The organism is Parabacteroides sp. MSK.9.14 (genome assembly GCF_019041495.1).
GTDB classification, from domain to species: Bacteria; Bacteroidota; Bacteroidia; order Bacteroidales; family Tannerellaceae; genus Parabacteroides; species Parabacteroides merdae.
This window is the reverse complement of the sequence record NZ_JAHPXO010000010.1, coordinates 33,177-53,946: the sequence shown is the minus strand read 5'-3', so window position 1 is coordinate 53,946 and position 20,770 is coordinate 33,177. Positions and strand designations below refer to the sequence as shown.

Sequence of the window (20,770 nt, the reverse complement as noted above, 5' to 3'; positions counted from 1 at the left end):
TTTCGAGTCTTAAAATTCGTTCCGTTTCAAGAAACGTCCCGGAAACTCTGCGAATATAGCGATAATCGACAATAATGCAAAGAAACCTATAACCAATAAATTAAATTTATAAGTAGAAATATGATATCCGGCCCAATTTTTTTCATGGCTGTAGAAAGCGGCACGTCCGAAACGGTTGTCAGGCTCCACATAAACTTGCCCGATCGCTGGGTAGATACGATGGTTCGCTTCCTTATATAGATGACGTCCTCCAGTCCCCATAACCAGGTCTTCTATTGCCATATTATGATGGGCTTTCTTCATCTTCATCAGTTGCCCGGTCCCTTCTTTCCGGCCGCGTTCCTGCTGGATTTGATCGAGATAGGCAGTGAAGTTGTGCGCCCGTTCGTGCAAAGCGGCATCCACTTTGTCCAGATATGCCAGATATCCCTCTCCCTCCATGCGGGGAGCGATACGGGCTGCACGGCTCAATACGGCCAGCTCGTTCTCGACCGTTTTCCGCTTATCGGGATCATCTTTTAGCGCAATCTGTTCTACCAAGCTGCGCACCTCCGGTAAATGAACGTTCTCGTAATATTGCGCCAGATACTTTTCTTTCTCAATCGGGAAATAAGGACGGTTATAAGCGTTGTCGCAGAACTGCTCCACCATCAACGCTTCAAAAGCCCAGCGCGAAGGGATCACCTCGCCGATCAACGGCACGATGTTCTCATCCGAAGCCCGTGTATTGAGATCGTCAAACTTGATGACCAAGCCGCAAAGCAATATCTGTGGGATCAACAGAAGCGGGATCGTGATATAGATCGCAACAACCGAGCTCATCGTCTGCGAAAGGATCAGCCCGGTCAGATTCGCCAGGAACGACGTTGCCCACAGAATACTCCACCACGTGCCGAACATCTCGCTTCCCACTCCGATAATGGTATTCCCCACCCCGATGAACAAAAGCGATTGCAGCCCCGACACAGCCAATAGATACACCATCTTGGATGTCAGATAGCTGCTCCGGCTCAACCGAAGGAAATGTTCGCGCTTCAGGATCGTCCGGTCCTTTACAATCTCCTCGGCACTGATGCTCAATCCCATAAAGGAGACAACAATGACTGACATGAAGATATAAGACACGAAATTCTTGTTGGCAAGCAACGTATATTCATCCCCGTCCATATAGCGGGTCAGAAGGGCGACGATCAGCGCAAGCAAAGGGGCTTCCAATAGCGTGATAGCCAGATATTGCTTATTCGTCAGCTTCGTACGTATATTTCTTTCCAGGAAGATCAGGAATTGTTTGAACCAGGAAGGTTTCTTCTGCTGGTTCTTCGGTAATGCTTCCTCCTCGACAGGCGAAAAAGCGGGACGGGAAGCAAGATATTCGGCATGCCATTCCTCCGGTGTGAACTTTCGGATATTCGTTTGGTTTCCAGAGTCGTCGATCTTCTTAGAGTCAATGATATTCAAAATCAATTCGGGATTCACATTACCACAGACACTGCACACGCTGATATCCGGATCAGTATACTTGGCCGCCTGCTTGAAATAGGTGATTGCCTCTATCGGGTTCCCGTCATAGATCGGATAGCCTCCTCGGTCAAGTAGCCACAGGCAGTCAAACAACTTATAGATTTCGGACGAAGGCTGATGTATGTTCACCACCACCAATTTACCCCGGTGAGTCTGTTCCTTCAGGAGCATGATTACTTTTTCGGAATCGGAAGACGACAATCCCGATGTCGGCTCGTCAAGATACAGGATAGCCGGCTCACGTATCAGTTCGAGGGCGATATTCAAACGCTTTCGCTGACCTCCACTAATCGTCTTACGAATAGGGGAACCGACTTCGAGCCCCTTTATCTCTTCCAAGTCCAACTCCTTCAAAACCTTTTCCACACGTTGCCCAATCTCCTCGTCCGTCAAACGCGCGAAACAGAGTCGTGCCGTATACAAAAGGTTCTGATAAACGGTCAACTCCTCTATCAGCAAATCATCCTGAGGAACAAAACCGATCAATTGGCGTGCATCCGGAGAGTCGAGCGGATGGCCATTCACGGTGATCATTCCCTTATCGGGACGAATATTACCGTTCATGATTCCCAACAATGTCGACTTCCCGACCCCGCTCCCGCCCATAATGGCAACAAGCTGTCCGGATTCGAGATTGAAAGAGAAGTTATGCAACCCGTTATGGCTGTTCTTAAATGTAAAATCAATATCACGTCCGGCCAGATGAATGACCTCCTTGTGTTCGTTTTTATTAAAAACAGCAAGCAGGTTACTGTAATAGACCGGCAGGAACAAAGGCCCTTTCAGCACACTGCTATGTTGCCAGGCATAAAACATATCCGACGAAAGCGGAATATCATTCATAAATACCTGCCCGTTCCCATGATAGGTGAAAATATGCTTGTCGAAGCGACGGATATAGAGCACACGGATGACCCCTTCCATCCCTTTCCGCGTGATATGGTTGACCTCCGCCTCCTCCTCTCCGCTGATCGTCAGCAAAGACAAAGAAGTTTGCCCTGTGATAAAGGCAAGCGCATCATCAAATTCTTCCTGAGGGATCGAAAAAATATCAGCTACCAGGCGGAACAGAGCCAGATGTTGATCCGCCTCCTCGCTGTTCGTATAGGCAAACTCCACGAAACGGATCAGCAAAAGCAATTGTTCTTCGGCTCTCAACTTTACTTTCATCTGTTCGCATATATTCCGAACAATCTGCTCTTTGTCCAGTACAAAGAGCGAATCGTCATACATATCGCGCAATGCGTTGTAAAGTTCAATATACTCTTTATGGGAACGTACCCCGAAGTGGCTGGAGAGATAAGAATGAACGGCACGACTTGCCTGCTCCCTTTCAATCCGCACGGAGGAAGCGAAAATAGCAAATAGATTTAATAAACCGTTTAATATGGTCTCATTCATTTATTTTGTCTGTGTAAGATAAATTGCCTGCAAAGATAGTAAAGATTCGAAGGAAAAAACAAAGAATATCAGAAACGTAAACAGCCAAAGTTATACATGATACCTTACCGGCACTACCTGGAACATCTCTCAGGCAAGCGACCGACTAACCCATTTCATGCCATCAACTAAGTCAAAACACCCCAAGAACTAAATCAGAACATATAGTAAAGTATCTATTGGTAGTTACTACCTGTTGCTTATACGTAGTACTATCTATCATCAATTAGTAGTTACTACATATTCGCGATAGATAGTAACTACATATAAATAATATGCAGTATGTTTTGAATTAGTTTACTATGACTTCCGAAATAGTTTATGGCATGTTCCGGACCAGTTACTCTTTTAGAACAGACAGATTCCGAGCAAAGTAGCAGAAGACCAAAGGTTTCGGATCATAAGGAATATATACAATAATGTATAGAGAATTTTAAATGTCAGAAAACATTTTATCAATAGTTATTTTTACGGCTTGGGTTACTCTCTCTGAACTGCGCCCTAAAGCCTCACAGATAAAAAAGGTATTGACACCTGATCTCTTTAAGACTGTCCATAACGCTTTAACCAAATTGTATTCATATCAGAAAAAGAAATATCCAAATGCTTGTTGAATTTTATAAGAGAGTGCATAGTACATTTATACATATCCGCATAACGTAAACGATTTGCTGATTCAAGTTCTTGAATATACTGGTTAAAGACCTCTTGTACAGTTTTACGCTTTACTGGTTTGTTCACCTTCTCCATTAAAGACGTTGCAGTAAATTCTTTTTCCTGTGATTTGAACTCTATAACCTTATCTGTATAGACTTTTACTTTCTCTGCTATTAACCTTTCTATATACTCCTTATTTGGACATTTAGAAGTTGGTTTGTTGGCTTTAAAGTCCCAATATTTAGGCAATATGGAAATACCAAGACTTTGATATTTCATTTTTCGATCCTTACAAACACGAATCATCAAAGGTGATTCATTGTTTTTCAACACTTTAGATTTGTAACATACGACATTGACTGTTGTACTCATGGTTTAAACGCTGGTTTAAACATCGGTTTAAACAAACCACGAAAACCACAGAAAACACCATAAAAAAAGCAGTTACCTAAAAAGATAACTGCTTGATTTTGTGAGCCGAAAGCCGGACTTGAACCGGCGACCTACGCATTACGAATGCGTTGCTCTACCAGCTGAGCTATTTCGGCAACATTTACTTCCTGAATGCGGGCGCAAATATAATATGTTTATTTGACATCTGAAAGAAGTTTTGCTAAAAAATCATCCAAATCTGCATCCAAATCTTTTAAAAGAGGATCATCCAAACGAAGATTTTCATCGTCCAAGAACAGAAGTTCCTCAATGACAGAGAAATCCTCGTCAGTCAGGCTTACCGAGAACGGTTTCAGAAAACAAGGGTTATCAAAAACTTTTTTTGTAACCAGAACGGCAAGCACAGCTTTCAAAGTTGCAGCAACCTGTTGAGTAAATTGATCATCATCACATGCCGTATTCACCCAATCGAAAATGATTGTCTTCTCAACCAGCACATCCTCTTCATCATAAATAAGCAATTCACCACTTTCAGCATCTACCTGCACATATAAATCGCTGTAACAGTTGCCAGCTTCATTCGCAGCAAGCTTATTGATGGCCGAATTGAAAGTCGTTTCTATGACAGCCTGAACCTTTGCATTATTTGCACTCATATCTTAGTTATTTATTCTTTATTCGAAACGTCTGCCAAAAGTAATAATAATTCAGAGAATATAAGATTATTATTCTCCAAATTGCTTATTTAGTTTCTGATCTGAACGGATACGCTTGCCAAGAGCCTCTACATACAGCCGTTGCATTTTCGTGTAATTATAATCTTCGCCCTTTTTATTATTAAAAATCTCGTAAGATTTAGCAGCCCAGTCATAGGCATCCTTCAACTGAGTCTTCATTTCATAAAACAAAGCCAAGTTCGATGCAGCCTTTGCCCGCTCTTTCCAACGTGAAGAATTTTCATACACATGCTTCCAACGTGAAGCCGCTTCCTCCCATTTGTCAGACAAGGCATAGGCGGTCGCTTCTTTCCAACGCGCCCCTTCACCTTTATAGAACCAACGGCTTTCATTATCCCAATGAGGAACAAAGTTCGGAGTAACCTTCCTACCAATATACTGCCCAGCAGCCCGTAAAGCTTCATCCGGCGACGGTAAATAAAGTTTCAACAACTCCATATTATCCGCACTTTCAGACCAGAAAACACTATCCTGCACGTAAACAGTAGCCAACGGATTATCCCGTCCGGGAAGATAACCACGGACGACCCCAGTAATCTCGATATCGACTCCTCCCACGACAAAGCCTTCGGCAAAAGCGACAACATCCTTTTCCATCCGGAACAACAGGCGATCGAGCGAAATAACAGCATCCGTCCCTGTCTCCCGGCACAATTCTTTCACCGTTTCGGGTGTCAACTTTTCATCCACCAAATATTTTGTATCCTGACGAGTGCCATCATGATAGAGAAGAACATCATTGAAGAAAGAGACATCCACAATCGATTTGCCTAAGGAATGGCAGGCATCATACAAAGCACTATCCGCATGGGCACGGGCCGTGTCCTGCACAGTTCCATATAAATTATAGGTATAGCCGACATCGTCGGGCTGGGGAACGGCGTTATTAACAATCAAAACCTTGTCGACATTCTTCGGGAAAGTAATCTCGGCCGGATTATAAGTTTCTATTCCAATATATTCAATGGTGTTGCACGCCGAAAACAGGCAGGCCATCAATAGATACAACGTTGTTCTCATCTTTACATTTATGATTTATAATTTATGAATTATGCTTCACAACTTGTGCTTCATAAATCATAAATCACAAATCATAAATCATAATTCTTATCATGCCATATCACTAACGGCCTTGAAATAGCCGATAGACTCTGCGATACCGAGGAAAGGATCTTTCATGTCCTTTTCGAACTCAAGACTGCACATTCCTGTATAGTTCACCTCGCGCATCATACGAATCAATGCGGGGAAATCGATCTTTCCGCGCCCGATCTCAATGCCGCGTCCAGCCTTTGAAGAATCCGTCACATCTTTAATGTGCATATCGAACACACGGGTATGATATTTCTTCAAGTCGGCAACAGGATCGCAACCGTTACGCAGATCGTGACCAACATCCAGACACATACCGATACGCGGGTCCAAATCTTTCGTATGTTCCCAAACGTCCGTTGCATCCGGATAAGTCTTGATATCGGGTCCGTGCAAATGGATCGCATAATTGAAGTCGTACTCTTTCACTTTCTTGTCCACATAGGGCAAAAGTTCGTAATTCGGTACGCCGACAATCGTTTTCACGCCTACTCGTTTCGCATATTCAAAACCACGATCTATTTCAGCCTCGCTCTTCATATAGATAGGACCGACAGCATATCCAGTCACACCATAAGAAGCGCATTTGTCATGGAAAGCCTTGATTTGATCGTCATTGCTATCCAACGGCAGGTGAAAATCCTTGATACAAAGATAATGAATATCCAGACGCTGCAAAGTTTTTAACGTAGTTTCCAAGTCAAAGTTTACAAATGTATACCCGGCCATACCCAAATGAAAAGGATTTACGGCCTTAGCTGCCTTAGGCTTCACGGGATCGGGCAATCCGGCCTTTGCTACGCTTGCCGTACCCAACAGGATAGCTCCTGCCAGCCCTTTCTTAAAAAAAGATCTTCTTGATTTCTCCATGATATTAAATTAAAATTATGTGCTTGTATATTATGACAGCAAATATAATCTTTTTTTAGTGTGCACGATAACATTTGGAAAGAAAATAGAATACTTTGCAATAATTAATTCATATCGTCGCAAAGTCAACTCCCCCAACCGCTTCCTCCATCTTTTCTCCGGCAGGAAGAGCCATTAAAACAGAACGCAAACTATCTGTCTCATTGTTTGCATTCAACAAGACAGTAGTTTGCGTCAATAACATAAGGCCAACCAGAAGAAATACTTCATCTGGTTATATTTCTGAAACCTACTTCTTCAAAGCCGCGATGCTTTCTTCGATAGACTTGATTTTACTTTCTGCATCGGCCTGTTTCTTACGTTCCATTTCAATGACTTTGGCCGGAGCCTTGCTTACAAAACTTTCGTTGCTTAACTTTTTCATGACAGAAGCCAGGAAGCCTTGCTGGTATTTCAGTTCATCCTGAAGCTTAGCCAGTTCCTCCTCCACGTTGATCATATTACCCAATGGGACAGCATATTCCGTCGTACGCACCAGGAAGGAAGCAGAACCGGCCGTTTTTTCTTCCGTACGGATGATAGACGACAAATTACACATTTTGGCAATTACGGCGTTGAAGTGATCGTTGTGTTCACCCAATACCTGCAATTCCAATGCTTCCTTATTCGGTATATTTTTCTGAAGACGTATCGTACGCACTCCACCCACAATTTCTTTTGCAATTTCGAAATCTTCCAGATATAAGTTATCAACAGGAGCAACCTCCGGTATCAGTGCGACCATCAAGCTCTCGCCTTCCTTACGCGGCTCCAACGCTTGCCACAACTCCTCTGTAATAAAGGGCATAAACGGATGAAGCAGGCGAAGCAGGGCATCGAAGAAGCCAAGTGTCGATAAGTAAGTTGACTTATCAACAGGCTGTTGATAACCCGGCTTAACCATTTCTAAGTACCAAGAAGAGAACTCATCCCAAAAGAGTTTGTAAACAGCCATCATTGCTTCACTCAAGCGGTATTTGCCGAACAGATCGTCCATTTCAGCGATCGTCTTGTCCAGTTGCATCTTAAACCATTTGACAGCTGTGGCTGCCGCTTCGGGCTGTTCGATAGTTGAATCAACCGTCCATCCTTTAATCAGACGGAAAGCATTCCATATCTTATTGTTAAAATTACGTCCCTGCTCGCACAACGCATCGTCAAAAGGAATGTCGTTTCCGGCAGGCGCCGCCATCATCAATCCCATACGCACACCGTCAGCACCGTATTGCTCGATAAGCTGCAGCGGGTCGGGAGAATTTCCCAATGACTTGGACATCTTACGACCCAGTTTGTCACGTACGATACCGGTAAAATAAACATTCTTGAACGGCATCTTACCCCGATATTCGTAACCGGCCATAATCATACGGGCTACCCAGAAGAAAATAATATCCGGTCCTGTCACCAAGTCGCTCGTCGGATAGTAGTAGTTAATCTCCTGGTTGTCCGGATCGTTGATACCATTAAACAGAGAGATCGGCCATAACCAGGAAGAGAACCAGGTATCCAGCACATCCTCGTCCTGACGTAGATCAGCCATCGTCAAAGAAGCGTTACCTGTCTTTTCTTTTGCTATTTCTAAAGCTTTCTCTGCCGTTTCGGCTACAACATACCCCCCTTCGGGCAGGAAATAAGCCGGAATACGGTGTCCCCACCACAACTGACGGCTGATACACCAGTCCTTGATGTTTTCCATCCAATGACGATAGGTATTCTTAAACTTCGGAGGATAGAACTTGATGTCGTCCTTCATCACCGGTTCCAAAGCGATCTGTGCGAGGTGTTCCATCTTCAAGAACCATTGCATAGACAACTTCGGTTCGATAGGCACATTGGTGCGTTCGGAGAAACCGACTTTATTTTCATAAGCTTCCACCTTTTCCATCAAGCCGGCAGCCTCCAGGTCTTTTTCGATCTGCTTACGAACATCGAAACGGTCCATACCGACATACAAACCGCCAGCCTCGCTGATCGTACCGTTATCATTGAATATATCGATAGAAGGCAAATTATATTTTTCGCCCAACATATAGTCGTTCACATCGTGTGCCGGAGTTACCTTCAGACAACCTGTACCGAACTCGATATCCACATAATCGTCCTCGATCACAGGAATCACACGGTTTACCAACGGAACAATCACTTTCTTCCCTTTCAACCAAGTGTTCTTCGGGTCGTTCGGATTGATACACATGGCCGTATCCCCCATGATTGTTTCGGGACGGGTTGTTGCGACAATCGCATAACGGCCTTCCGGATCACCTTCCACCTTGTAGCGGAGGTAATACAGTTTGCTGTGCTCTTCCTTATATATAACCTCTTCGTCGGACAGGGCAGTCAGCGCTTTCGGATCCCAGTTCACCATACGGACACCACGATATATCAGTCCTTTATTATAGAGATCGACAAAAACCTTGATCACACTTTCGGAACGCAATTCGTCCATCGTGAAAGCCGTACGGTCCCAATCACAGGACGCCCCCAGCTTACGCAACTGCTTAAGGATGATGCCTCCGTGTTCTTCCTTCCATTCCCAAGCATGTTTCAAGAAATCTTCACGCGTCAGGTCAGTCTTCTTAATTCCCTGCTGTGCAAGGCGATTCACGACTTTCGCTTCGGTTGCAATGGAAGCATGGTCCGTTCCCGGCACCCAACAAGCGTTCTTCCCCTGCATACGGGCACGACGGATCAGAATATCCTGAATGGTATTGTTAAGCATGTGTCCCATATGAAGCACGCCTGTGACGTTTGGGGGCGGAATAACAATCGTATACGGCTCACGACCATCGGGTTTCGACTTGAAAAAGCCGTTATCCAACCAATACTGATACCACTTACCCTCTACTTCTGCGGGGTTGTACTTACTTGCAATTTCCATATTGTTTCGTTATAATTATATCTATGTTCGGCACAGACAAAAGAAGTCCGCTATTTTAAGATGCAAAAGTACAAAAATAATATAGATAAGCATATAAGAGCTAAATTTTATCAGGGCAGCTGCACCAAAATTCGGAACCACAGCAAAAAAGTATCCTCAAGCATGTACATGTAGATGAACTGACCTTTGAGATCTGAAATGTTCAACAGGGCAAGCATTACCTTGCTATGCATAAACTAGCTTTAACACATGACCTGCCCCGAAAGTGACGAAGAACCAAGTTTTCTGCAAATCCTCTATCACTCTATCACTACGAAGGTTGTAGCTATTAATATTCAAGTGTCAGAGGCAGTGATACAGGACGTTTTCTTCTATCACTCCTCTATCACTTCTGAGGCATGTCGTTTTTATCATACAATTGAGAACCAACATATTGTCTTCTATTACTTTTGAAAAAGCATATAAAATAATCGAATAAATAAATGTAAAAACGAATATAACAGGTATTAAATTGGCGGAATACGGTTCTTCATTCCACAAAAGCTATCTCTTTTTTTAACAAAGACAAGCACATCATTCCGTAAACACCCCCATGCTGCCATCCTTTACACCCGGATGTACCGGCCCTCTACACCCGGGTGTAAAAGGGGGCAACATGGGGGTGTTCGGCAACTAAAGTACCATGCCGGACAATGAAAACCAACCGGTTTTACCTATTTTACAGCTTTTTTTGAATAAAATGATCGAGTGAGTTGCAGGGATGGGGAACAATGTTTCAGAAGTGATAGAGGAGTGATAAAGGAGTGATAGAGGAAAACGTCCTGTATCACTCCTCTAACGCTTGAATATTAATAGCTACAACCTTCGTAGTGATAGAGTGATAGAGGATTTGCAGAAAACGTCAATCAAAAGTCTTTGTTAAGGACATAGTCTTTTGCAAATAGCAGCAAAGTAAAATCGGCAGGCAAGAAAGGAAGCGAAAATACATGGTAACCGTATCAAATAATCACTGCCGGAAAACTCCGATTTTTCCATCTTCCGTCAGAGTTTCAACCGTAATCCGGGGATATTTACAACGACTGTTGTTGTAAAAACGAATATAAGCCTTTCCCTGTTCATCCGTTGACAATGCCGGATTCCAATAAAGGGTACGACGATAATCATTTTCTTTCGGCAATACGCGATAATCGGGCTGATAGAAGTCTTTCACTTCACTATATCCTTCCAGCCAGGTTTTGCGTACGCCTTTTCCACCTTTCACAGAGATCTGATCTTCCGGATAAGTTTCGATCAAGACAACACACCGATATAATTTATCGATATTAATCGGTGTAAAACGCGGATCGGCATACCGGCAGATCGTTCCAAAGTCTTCACTGATATAAACGGATTTAATCGCCTCTAAAGGAAGTAAGCGGTACTTATTATAATCCATTTCATTGTGGTAGGTACGTTCGTAATTGATCGCAAAAAGGACCATCCGCCCTTTATAAAAAAGATATTCCTGCCCGCCTGGACTATGCTCCCGATAGAACTCAGAATTCATATTAATCATCAGTTCATGAATATCATCGCCGATAAAACCATTACGGTCCTGAATATCGTCCATTTCGGAAGCGACATCATAATAAGCGATCGACTTGGTCCGGGTTTTATAAACTTCGGCAGCTTTATCTAGTTTCTTGGCCTTAACCACCACTTCATCGATCCGATGAATCTTTTCGTCCATTCCCAGTTTTCGCAGAGAATCTTCATACGCCTTGAATAATTGCTCCATGTTTTCTTGCATAAATACCGTATCATTCAGCTGTGTATCGGGCAAAGAGACCTTTTCATCGCCTGAAATATGCACCTGCAATTCTGCCATTGGATATCTCCGAGGCTCCGGATGAAACACCCGGTCCAGAACAATCCGATGATCTTTCTTCTTCCCCTTTTCGGAAACAGATAGAATCAGATTCCATTTTCCTTCCACCTGAGAAATAAAAGAAAACCGTCCTGAACTATCCGTAGTAAAAACATCGAAGCAGGATGTATTCTGATCCGTCGGATTGTCTTCCTCGCCTCGCTTCGTCAGAAAAGAAGTTACTTGCACATCCGGACGCGGCTTACTACGAACCATTGAAACTACCTGGCCGTGCAGTTCGATTCCCTGCTCCGGCAGATACTTCAGTTCAAAAGGTTCCACACCGGCCCAATGCTTCCATTCATAACGCCTCCAGCCTTGCACCATCAACAATTCATCCAAAGCCCGACGATGCAACGTATCATCCGACTCAAAATACCAGGAAGGACGGCGTACATACCCTTTGATTTCCGACATCAGCAACAGATCCGTCAACATCGAATGCCTGCTTTCCACTTCTTCCCGGCCATCCCGGACCGACACCGACAAGAGCGTTTGTGCCGGCTGTCCTTGCGGATCATTCACTTCGAAAGAAATACCTATTGAATCATACGGAAGATACTGTTCTTTATCCGTCCGAACAGCCAACGACAAGGTATCCGGCTTTCCAACAAAAACCAACCGGTCAGCCAAAACCTGTCCGGCTTTATCAAACAAGACCAGTTGAGACACACCCACCGGTAAATTCTTCTTATCCAGTCGAAAAGAGAAGGGCTGATTCCTCTTGACCGTCAGCATACAGAAATTATATAATTTACCTCGGCTCATAACCGCTACTCCCAATACCTGAGCCGCCGTAAAACGATTCTTCTGTACCGTAATAGCCAAACTATCCGGGATACTTAGATTGTCAACCGAAAAAGCGAATCCCTGTTCCTCTGCTTCCGGTAAAGAAAAGCGATATTTCTTGTCTCGCCAAACAACTTCCGCCTTTACTTCTTCCGTATCAGCTACATAGGTAAAAACACCTTTTCCTTCGTGACTTGTCCGGAATGTCGAAACGACCTCTTTTTCCTTATTCAGGATACAACCGGAGACATCCACCGGATTACCGAAAGCATCGGTCGCTTCAAAGGCAACCCGCACCGGGACATCGCGAATCAACGTTCCGCCCTCAGGATAAAAGCGGAGATTCAGTTTCTTTTCTTTCCTGGTCTTTTCCCTTTTCTGCGGATACTTTCCCGGATGTCGGCAAATTTCTTTTTGGGTATAATCGCCTTCTGAATCCGGTTTGTCGAACACCGGGAAAATACGTGAGAAGACTGTTGCCTCTCCAAAGTTCAACATATATTTGGTATAAGCACGTACCTCATAAAAACCGGAATAGAAAGGTAAGTGCGTCAACGTAAAATTCCCCTGGCAACGACCGTTGCGGATTGGTAAAATCTGCCTGGAGACAATCTCACCTCCAGGATTCAGTAATTCCACATACAACGTCTTGCTCCACGCTGTAGGCCGATTGAATTCGGAAGTCACGACATAACACTGAAACCAAATCTGATCGCCCTGATAATAGCTGGTATTATCAAAATGCAGATATACCTTTTCCTGAGGCAAAGCCTTTCCAAACTGTTCTAAGGCAGAGACAAAACCCTGTAAGCGGACAGCAATACTGTCCGGAATCGGATATGCGTAAACCGAAACAAACCAGAGAAAGCCCAGCAATCCGATACCTCGTCTTATAAACTTACGTAAAGACATCGTCGTTTATTTAATCGCTTCTTCCAATTGTTTCTTCAGTTCTTCCATCTTCTCCGACGAAGCCGCTACTTTCTGACGTATCTTTCCATCTTTACCAATGATTACGCAATGTGGAATATACAAGGCTCCATTCGAACCAAACGTATCATAAATTTCCTGCTTGAAAGCCTCTTGAATGCGAATATGTTCCCCTTTCAGGTCATAATGAGCAGCCATCTTCTTCCATTTCTCTTCGGCTTCCGGATTATCAATCGAGAGATACAGCAAAACAATATCTTTTTCCTGAGCATATTCCTGCAACGGCTTTACAAAAGCAAAGGAATCACGGCAAGGACCACACCACGTTGCCCAAATGTCCATAAAGATAACTTTCCCTTTATACGGTGCGATAATATCCTGGAAAGTTTTCGCTTGTGAGACATCCGGGAAATGAAGATCTTCCGGAATCCGGGTGTGGTTAAACGCCCGGTTCTTTTCCATTGCTTCCTGCACCAGCGGTTGCCAGGAAGTTTCCGGATATAATTGCAGGAAACGTTCGGCATAAACCGGCATCTTCGGATCGTTCATCTGCCTTTCCTGATCTTCCAGGAAAAGCTGGGCCATGGCTGCCTCTTGTGCCTTGCCCTGTAAACGATGTTCAAAACCGTAATACATCAAACCGATACCTTTTTCTACACCTTCCGGAATAGATTCCTGACGCATATAATATCGGATACCAATTTCATTGGAGACCACATCATAAAAGGCCGGACTGAAAGTACTGTTCGGATTATCCGGGATACAAAAGGCCGTCATCTGATCCAACTCGACAAACCAATTCTGCCTTGTCGCTTCCGATGCCTGATAAAATGCACCCATCGTCTGGTTCTGAAAAGCCAGCAACAACTGCATCCGTATATCTTGCCGGGCTTTTTCCTGTAAGTCTTCATCCAAACCCGTCAATTGCGATTCCAGAGAGACTGCATCATCTTTCAGTTTTTGGGCTACAGATGTTGCTACAGTATCTTTAGCAATCTGCCAACGGTCGCCACGGCGGGCACGCAAATCCCAAACAGCGGCATTCAGTCGATTGAGCAATCGGGAAACGGCTACTGCCTTCTCATCCACTCCCCGGATAGTCAAAGGTTTTTGAGCCGTTGCATCTACATCCAATTGTATTTTTCCTCCTTTCGATATAACCGAACCCAATACCGCTTTTCCATACAAAATGAAATTCACCCGTTCATAATCTTCAACCGGTAACGTCAATGTAAATGTACTATCGCTTTGGATTTGTAACGTATCGATCGTTTTCGTATTCATCATGCCTGCGATAGATTGCTGGTAAACGATCATTCCACCGTTCAAGTTCCGCACGGTTCCGGTGATTTGGATTTCTTTCTGATCCGAACAAGACAATAGGGCTGTTCCTAAAAGAAGAACACAAACGGACTTCGGCATTTTTCTACTCCAATTCATGGTATCTCTATTTCATGGCTTAAATTTAGAGCCTGTTTAAAAATGATTGAAATCTTTTTTTAAAGAAGTTTCCGTATTAGCCGGATTATTTCTTTTTTAAAGTGACCAAACTTAAAAAAAATGTATCAAACTGATTTAACGGAAACCGAGTGCAATATATAACAAAAGTGTTGAACCTGCAAGAAAGAGGAAATATGATTCGCGACTGATTTGGAACGCCATATTTTATTTAGTTAAGACCGGTTGTCAATGGTAGATGCTTCCCCTAGACTTTTCTAGGTGGCAGTTGGTCTATTACTACTATCGTAAATGGGCTTCCCAATTAAACTTTGGTCACCATAGCCAATATGCATGACAGAAAAGCCGCATACTTACTGATAACAGAGAGGGAATTCCTAATAAATACAAAGAAAAACAGTAACAGCCGATTTATTTTATTTGTCCGCATCTCCTTGCAGCATTGACCAAAAGCCTGTATCTTTGTAAACTATATATAATTAGGAATATGGCAAGACGCTCAGAATACAGAGGCACAGATAGATCCAGAGCCCCTCGAGGACGTAAAGTTACAGTGAAAGAAGAGAATACGTTACTTCCTTTCCTGTTCGGTCTTTTAAACGAACAAAGTAAAAGTTCAGTCAAGGCACTACTCGCCCACGGACAGATTTCAGTCAATGGCACGGTAACCTCCCAGTTCAACACGCCGCTCACACCGGGCAACGAGGTGTTAATCAGCTACGAACGGGGAAAAGTCGAGTTCAACAATCCACTGCTCACAATTGTTTGGGAAGACGACGACCTGATAGTCGTAAACAAGAAAGAAGGCTTACTTTCGGTTTCCAGCACGCGCGTGAAGGAACGGACAGCTCTTCATCTGCTCAGCGAATATGTCAAGAAGACAGATCCACGTAACAAGATATTCGTGCTCCATCGCCTGGACCGCGACACTTCGGGGCTGATGATGTTCGCCAAGAATCTGCAAGTGCAAAAGGCATTGCAATCGAACTGGAACTCTGCCATCACGGCACGCACATACGTGGCCGTAGTGGAAGGACGCCCTGAGAAAGATTCCGACCTAATCGTCTCCAACCTGACCGAAAATGCAAAGATGCAGGTGTATGTGACAGCCGAAGGAGACGGGAAAGAGGCGATCACCCGCTACCGCCTGCTGCACAGCAACGGAGCCTACTCGCTGTTGGAACTCGACCTGGAGACAGGACGCAAGAACCAGATACGCGCACAGATGCAATCAATCGGACACTCCATCGCCGGCGATTACAAGTATGGTGCGGAGACAGATCCTACCGGACGGCTGATGCTTCACGCCCGACGGCTCAACTTCATTCATCCGGTAACAGGCGAAGAGATGCATTTCGAAACACGCATTCCTGATAAATTTACCTCTTTAGCTAAATAACAAAAATAGTAAAAATAATATGAAGAAGCTCTTTAGTACCTTGATGTTGGTGCTTGTCGCACTGACCGTACAGGCACAGATTCTCCAGCCTGTAAAATGGAAGATACAACTGAACGACTCCGGCTCCGCAGAGAAAGAGATCGTTTTTACCGCTACTGCCGATAAAGGCTGGCATTTGTATGACCAGGACTTGCCGGAAGGAGGCCCTGTCTCCACTTCGTTCACATTCGAGACACTGAAAGGAGCCGAGCTGATCGGCAAACCGACTTCATCTGTCAAACCGACCACCGTATACGACGAACTGTTCGCCATGAACCTGCGTTGGTATCCAGGGACCGTTTCGTTCACCCAAAAGTTCAAAGTGACCGACCCAGCCAAGTTCAAAGCCGAAGGTGAAGTGGAATTTATGGCTTGCAACGACGAGACTTGTCTGCCCCCCGATCGCGTCAGTTTTTCGTTCGACAAAAAGAATATAAAGATGACAGCCGCCGCCGAAACAGTGGTCGAAAAACCGGAAGTCGAACAAGACGATGTGACAGCCGTGCAGCCGGATACTGAAAAAGTGGTGGAAGAAGTGGCCGAGCTGAAGGCTCCCGCCCCTGTTACCAACAAGGACAAAGCAGAGAACAGGCCAGTCCGCGCCTCCAACGAGCTGACCGACGACGCAGCCCTCTGGACTCCTGTCATCGACCAGTTGAAGGCATTCGGCGACACGACGGTTTCAGCAACCGACACATCTTGGTTGTTCATCTTCTTCGCCGGTTTCCTGGGTGGATTGATCGCCTTGCTGACACCTTGCGTATGGCCGATGATCCCGATGACGGTCAGCTTCTTCCTTAAACGGACGAAGGACCGCAAGAAGGCGATACGAGATGCGATGACGTACGGACTTTCAATCATTGTGATTTATCTGGTGATGGGATTGCTGATTACGGGTATATTCGGGGCAAGTGCGCTGAACGACCTGTCGACGAATGCGATCTTCAATATCATATTCTTCTTGTTGTTAGTAGTCTTTGCCATCTCTTTCTTCGGAGCGTTCGAAATGGTATTACCCTCCTCCTGGACGAATAAACTGGACACGAAGGCGGATTCGACGACGGGCATTATCAGTATTTTCTTCATGTCGTTCACGTTGGTGTTGGTTTCCTTCTCTTGCACAGGTCCGATTATCGGGACTTTGCTGGTACAGGCTGCTTCGATGGGAACGGCGGTAGGACCGGCCATCGGCATGTTCGGTTTCGCTTTGGCATTGTCTATTCCGTTCAGCCTTTTCGCCATCTTCCCGAACATGCTGCAAAGCATGCCGAAATCCGGAGGCTGGCTGAACTCCGTCAAGGTGGTGTTAGGCTTCCTTGAACTGGCACTGGCGCTGAAGTTCCTTTCGGTTGCCGACCTGGCTTACGGATGGCGCTTGCTGGACCGCGAAGTGTTTATCGTGCTTTGGATCGTGATCTTTATCCTGTTGGGTTGTTACCTGTTGGGTAAGATCAAGTTCAGCCACGACAGCGACCTTCCGTACGTATCCGTGCCGCGCCTGTTCATGGCGATCATTTCTTTCTCTTTTGCCGTTTATATGGTTCCGGGCCTTTGGGGGGCTCCTCTAAAAGCGATCAGTGCTTTCGCTCCTCCCTTGTACACTCAGGATTTCAACCTGTACAACAGTGAAGTGCATGCTGCTTTTGACGATTACGAAACCGGTATGGCTTATGCCAAGAAGGTGAACAAGCCGGTCATGATCGATTTCTCCGGTTTCGGTTGCGTGAACTGCCGCAAGATGGAAGCATCCGTTTGGACCGACCCGAAAGTGAAACAGATATTGGAAAATGATTATGTCTTGATCACCTTGATGGTCGATGATAAGACGAAGCTGCCGCAGCCGATCACAATCGAAGAGCATGGCAAGACTCGCAAATTGAAAACAATCGGCGACAAATGGAGTTACTTGCAGCGTAGTAAGTTCGGTGCAAACGCCCAACCGTTTTACATTCTGCTGAATGCCGAAGGCAAACCGCTCGGCCCGTCGTATGCATTTAACGAAAGTGTCCCCGACTATATCAAATTCCTGGAAAACGGGCTGAAGGTATTTAAAGAACAAGAAAAGAATAAATAACATCTTATAGGCTGTGTGTTAAAAGATAGAGAATTCAATCTCTTGCCGGGGAATTCATCTCCCGGCAAGAGAAAGATGAAATTTGACACACCTCCTTCCTCTCCAACCAAACAACTAAAAATGGCAACAAAACAAGAAAAGATGGAAGCCTTCGGACAGCTGCTCGACATTCTGGACGAGCTTCGTGTGAAATGTCCGTGGGACCGTAAGCAAACGAACGAAAGTCTTCGCACGAATACGATCGAAGAGACTTACGAATTATGCGATGCCATCATGAAAGATGACAACAATAACATCAAAAAAGAATTGGGCGACCTGCTCCTGCACATTGTCTTCTATGCCAAGATCGGTGAAGAAAAAGCGGTGTTCGACATCAAAGACGTGTGCGACAGCCTTTGCCAGAAACTGATCTACCGCCATCCGCATGTCTTCGGAAACGCTCAGGCCGAAACAGCCGGCAAGGTTGAACAGAGCTGGGAACAACTCAAACTAAAGGAAAAAGGCGGCAACAAGACAGTTCTCGAAGGTGTCCCCACTTCACTTCCTTCCGTAGTCAAAGCTCACCGCATCCAGGACAAAGCCCGCAACGTGGGTTTCGACTGGGAACAACGCGACCAGGTCTGGGATAAGGTGCACGAAGAGTTTACCGAACTGAAGACTGAAATCGACAAGATGGATGCAGATAAGATGGAAGCAGAGTTCGGAGACCTGTTCTTCAGTCTGATCAACGCAGCCCGCCTTTATAAGATCAATCCGGACAATGCCTTGGAACGCACAAACCAGAAATTCACCCGCCGTTTCAACTATTTGGAAGAGCATACTATCAAAGAAGGCAAGTCATTAAAGGATATGTCTTTGGAAGAAATGGACCGGATCTGGAACGAAGCAAAAGCGAAAGGGCTATAAAAACAAAAGGGGAACCGACATCACGTCGCCACCCCTCCCTTAACTTAAACGCCAAAACTAAATCTAAACAAAAAACACAAATAATGATAATATTTTATTTCTTTCTATTCTCTTCTTTTCTATCGTCTCCTCCTCTCATAAATTCCCGCGCAAACTTTCCTTCCGCACGTTTATATCTATAAAGTTTCTTTGGAGACAATATCTTTTTAAACTTTTCATAATACTCCTTTTCCAACTGTGCCTGCCTCATGTTCACGCTCACACACTCATCAATCACCTTCAGGTAATCAGCATCGGTTGCATTTTCATTATGCTTTAAATCTTTGGATAGTTTACGACATTCACGACCGGCCTCAAACATCTTTTCTTGCAGTTCGTTACAAAGAGGTATAAATGATGCTGCCTCTTCCGGGGTTAACCCCATCTCTGCCGTAATAAAAGCATTCTTCTTAGCAAAGAACGCTTCTCTATCAAAATTGCGATGCTGTTTCCCACTTTGAGCGTGAGCACTGAATGAGAACACAACTGAACACGCCACAAATGTAATAAAAAATATTTTATTCATACAAGCATTCTTTCAAAAATATTTTGTCAAACTTTATTTTTTTTCAATTTATTCGGTTTCCCCTATTTCTTCTGCCAATATATAACCGGCATATTGCTCTTCCAGGTACTCCAAGTATTCTTCATCCTCGGCCGCTTGCAAAGCAGAAACTGAGGCTGGAGACACTTCTGTTTTTACGAGTAGCGAGTCGGTTTTCGCCGCTTTATCTTCGGATCCGACCAAAACTTTAAAAAACAACCCCAATCCGGCAAAAACGGCTGCCATATATAACCAGGGACGAACACGATCCATCAAGGAAACCTTTTTCACCTCCTCTTCAGGCTCTCTTTCGGGAAGCTGACTCATAATGTTTGCCGTCAATCCCTCCATATACCCCTCAGGTACAGTAAAAGGATTTTTCCCTTTAAGACGGTCCAGATTGTTTTGTTCTGTTTTCATATCATCTCTCTTTTATGTTCTTTTGACAAATGGTAACACGAAAGGTTTAAATGTCTTTTGTTAAAAACTCCTCTACTTTCTTCACCGCATGATGATAGGAAGCTTTTAAAGCGCCTACGGAAGTTCCGAAAATCTCAGACATATCTTCATATTTCATATCGTCAAAATATTTCATATTAAAAACGGCACGCTGTTTCTCCGGCAATGTCAGGATGGCTTTCTGCAGTTTCATCTGTGCGGCATCCCCGTCGAAATATTCGTCTCCTTTCAGGCGCTCCAGCAAAAACACGTCCGTATCGTCAATCGAGACATTGTTCTGCACACGCTGGCGGTTCAGAAAGGTTATACATTCGTTTATCGCAATCTTATACAACCAAGTCGACAACTTCGCCTCTCCCCGAAAATAGTCGATATTCATCCAGGCTTTCAGGAATGTATTCTGCAATAAGTCGTTGGCATCGTCATGGTCCAACACCATCTTTCGTATCTGCCAATACAACTTCTCCCCGTAGAAATTGACAACCTGCGCGAAGGCATCACGTTGATGCGCCGGATCACGTAATTGTTTTATTATCTCTTCCTCTATATATTGTTGCATTCCTACTCACTAATTTGGGGTAAATATAAGAAAATAATCAT

The 20,770-nt window shown here is 44.4% G+C and carries 14 protein-coding genes and 1 tRNA gene; 3 read left to right on the top strand and 12 right to left on the bottom strand.

All coding sequences use genetic code 11. The features are described from left to right. Positions 1–9: 9 nt before the first annotated feature. The 9 genes from KTG12_RS07305 to KTG12_RS07265 form a co-directional block, all read right to left on the bottom strand. On the bottom strand, positions 10–2,922 hold the full coding sequence (locus KTG12_RS07305; RefSeq protein WP_138273207.1) for an ATP-binding cassette domain-containing protein: 2,913 nt from the start codon (positions 2,920–2,922) through the stop codon (positions 10–12). A gap of 582 nt (positions 2,923–3,504) precedes the next feature. Continuing rightward, positions 3,505–3,990 carry a phage integrase SAM-like domain-containing protein gene (locus KTG12_RS07300; protein WP_138273206.1) on the bottom strand — a complete coding sequence of 162 codons (486 nt, stop codon included), beginning with the start codon at positions 3,988–3,990 and terminating at the stop codon, positions 3,505–3,507. 103 nt (positions 3,991–4,093) lie between these two features. Then, positions 4,094–4,166: transfer RNA gene (locus KTG12_RS07295), tRNA-Thr, on the bottom strand. A gap of 39 nt (positions 4,167–4,205) precedes the next feature. Next, the gene (locus tag KTG12_RS07290) at positions 4,206–4,667 is read right to left on the bottom strand and encodes a hypothetical protein (protein WP_005640660.1); all 462 of its coding nucleotides are present in this window, start codon (positions 4,665–4,667) and stop codon (positions 4,206–4,208) included. A 69-nt stretch (positions 4,668–4,736) separates the two neighbouring features. Further along, on the bottom strand, positions 4,737–5,768 hold the full coding sequence (locus tag KTG12_RS07285) for a DUF6340 family protein (protein WP_005650872.1): 1,032 nt from the start codon (positions 5,766–5,768) through the stop codon (positions 4,737–4,739). A gap of 90 nt (positions 5,769–5,858) precedes the next feature. Next, a complete protein-coding gene (locus tag KTG12_RS07280) occupies positions 5,859–6,710 on the bottom strand; it encodes a sugar phosphate isomerase/epimerase (protein ID WP_005640657.1) in 852 nt (283 codons plus the stop codon). A gap of 289 nt (positions 6,711–6,999) precedes the next feature. Continuing rightward, complete coding sequence (locus KTG12_RS07275; protein ID WP_005640652.1) at positions 7,000–9,627, bottom strand: valine--tRNA ligase; 2,628 nt, start codon at positions 9,625–9,627, stop codon at positions 7,000–7,002. A 1,006-nt stretch (positions 9,628–10,633) separates the two neighbouring features. Next, positions 10,634–13,234, bottom strand: coding sequence for a hypothetical protein (locus tag KTG12_RS07270; RefSeq protein WP_005636668.1), 2,601 nt, complete (start codon positions 13,232–13,234; stop codon positions 10,634–10,636). Between the two features lie 6 nt (positions 13,235–13,240). Beyond that, a complete protein-coding gene (locus KTG12_RS07265) occupies positions 13,241–14,692 on the bottom strand; it encodes a TlpA disulfide reductase family protein (RefSeq protein WP_005636669.1) in 1,452 nt (483 codons plus the stop codon). Positions 14,693–15,197: 505 nt separating this feature from the next. On the opposite strand from KTG12_RS07265, the gene KTG12_RS07260 reads away from it, so the two are divergent. From KTG12_RS07260 to mazG, 3 genes are all read left to right on the top strand, one after another. Further along, positions 15,198–16,109 carry an RluA family pseudouridine synthase gene (locus KTG12_RS07260; protein WP_005636671.1) on the top strand — a complete coding sequence of 304 codons (912 nt, stop codon included), beginning with the start codon at positions 15,198–15,200 and terminating at the stop codon, positions 16,107–16,109. Between the two features lie 19 nt (positions 16,110–16,128). Then, complete coding sequence (locus KTG12_RS07255) at positions 16,129–18,222, top strand: cytochrome c biogenesis protein CcdA (protein WP_005636672.1); 2,094 nt, start codon at positions 16,129–16,131, stop codon at positions 18,220–18,222. A gap of 120 nt (positions 18,223–18,342) precedes the next feature. Next, positions 18,343–19,128 carry a nucleoside triphosphate pyrophosphohydrolase gene (mazG, locus tag KTG12_RS07250; protein ID WP_122205130.1) on the top strand — a complete coding sequence of 262 codons (786 nt, stop codon included), beginning with the start codon at positions 18,343–18,345 and terminating at the stop codon, positions 19,126–19,128. A 94-nt stretch (positions 19,129–19,222) separates the two neighbouring features. On the opposite strand, the gene KTG12_RS07245 is transcribed toward mazG, so the two are convergent. Genes KTG12_RS07245 through KTG12_RS07235 form a run of 3 tightly spaced genes read right to left on the bottom strand, consistent with a single transcriptional unit; the run spans position 19,223 to position 20,729 of the window. After that, positions 19,223–19,693 carry a hypothetical protein gene (locus KTG12_RS07245; RefSeq protein WP_005636674.1) on the bottom strand — a complete coding sequence of 157 codons (471 nt, stop codon included), beginning with the start codon at positions 19,691–19,693 and terminating at the stop codon, positions 19,223–19,225. A gap of 48 nt (positions 19,694–19,741) precedes the next feature. Next, positions 19,742–20,131 carry a hypothetical protein gene (locus tag KTG12_RS07240; RefSeq protein ID WP_005636675.1) on the bottom strand — a complete coding sequence of 130 codons (390 nt, stop codon included), beginning with the start codon at positions 20,129–20,131 and terminating at the stop codon, positions 19,742–19,744. A 46-nt stretch (positions 20,132–20,177) separates the two neighbouring features. Further along, positions 20,178–20,729: an RNA polymerase sigma factor gene (locus tag KTG12_RS07235; RefSeq protein ID WP_005636677.1), complete on the bottom strand. Its 552-nt coding sequence runs from the start codon at positions 20,727–20,729 to the stop codon at positions 20,178–20,180. Positions 20,730–20,770: the final 41 nt, after the last annotated feature.

Coding starts and splice junctions, on each gene's coding strand:
- KTG12_RS07275 (WP_005640652.1), bottom strand. CDS start 9,627: ATGGAAATTGCAAGTAAGTACAACCCCGCAGAAGTAGAGGGTAAGTGG.
- mazG (WP_122205130.1), top strand. CDS start 18,343: ATGGCAACAAAACAAGAAAAGATGGAAGCCTTCGGACAGCTGCTCGAC.
- KTG12_RS07260 (WP_005636671.1), top strand. CDS start 15,198: ATGGCAAGACGCTCAGAATACAGAGGCACAGATAGATCCAGAGCCCCT.
- KTG12_RS07305 (WP_138273207.1), bottom strand. CDS start 2,922: ATGAATGAGACCATATTAAACGGTTTATTAAATCTATTTGCTATTTTC.
- KTG12_RS07255 (WP_005636672.1), top strand. CDS start 16,129: ATGAAGAAGCTCTTTAGTACCTTGATGTTGGTGCTTGTCGCACTGACC.
- KTG12_RS07285 (WP_005650872.1), bottom strand. CDS start 5,768: ATGAGAACAACGTTGTATCTATTGATGGCCTGCCTGTTTTCGGCGTGC.
- KTG12_RS07265 (WP_005636669.1), bottom strand. CDS start 14,692: ATGAATTGGAGTAGAAAAATGCCGAAGTCCGTTTGTGTTCTTCTTTTA.
- KTG12_RS07290 (WP_005640660.1), bottom strand. CDS start 4,667: ATGAGTGCAAATAATGCAAAGGTTCAGGCTGTCATAGAAACGACTTTC.
- KTG12_RS07280 (WP_005640657.1), bottom strand. CDS start 6,710: ATGGAGAAATCAAGAAGATCTTTTTTTAAGAAAGGGCTGGCAGGAGCT.
- KTG12_RS07300 (WP_138273206.1), bottom strand. CDS start 3,990: ATGAGTACAACAGTCAATGTCGTATGTTACAAATCTAAAGTGTTGAAA.
- KTG12_RS07245 (WP_005636674.1), bottom strand. CDS start 19,693: ATGAATAAAATATTTTTTATTACATTTGTGGCGTGTTCAGTTGTGTTC.
- KTG12_RS07235 (WP_005636677.1), bottom strand. CDS start 20,729: ATGCAACAATATATAGAGGAAGAGATAATAAAACAATTACGTGATCCG.
- KTG12_RS07270 (WP_005636668.1), bottom strand. CDS start 13,234: ATGTCTTTACGTAAGTTTATAAGACGAGGTATCGGATTGCTGGGCTTT.
- KTG12_RS07240 (WP_005636675.1), bottom strand. CDS start 20,131: ATGAAAACAGAACAAAACAATCTGGACCGTCTTAAAGGGAAAAATCCT.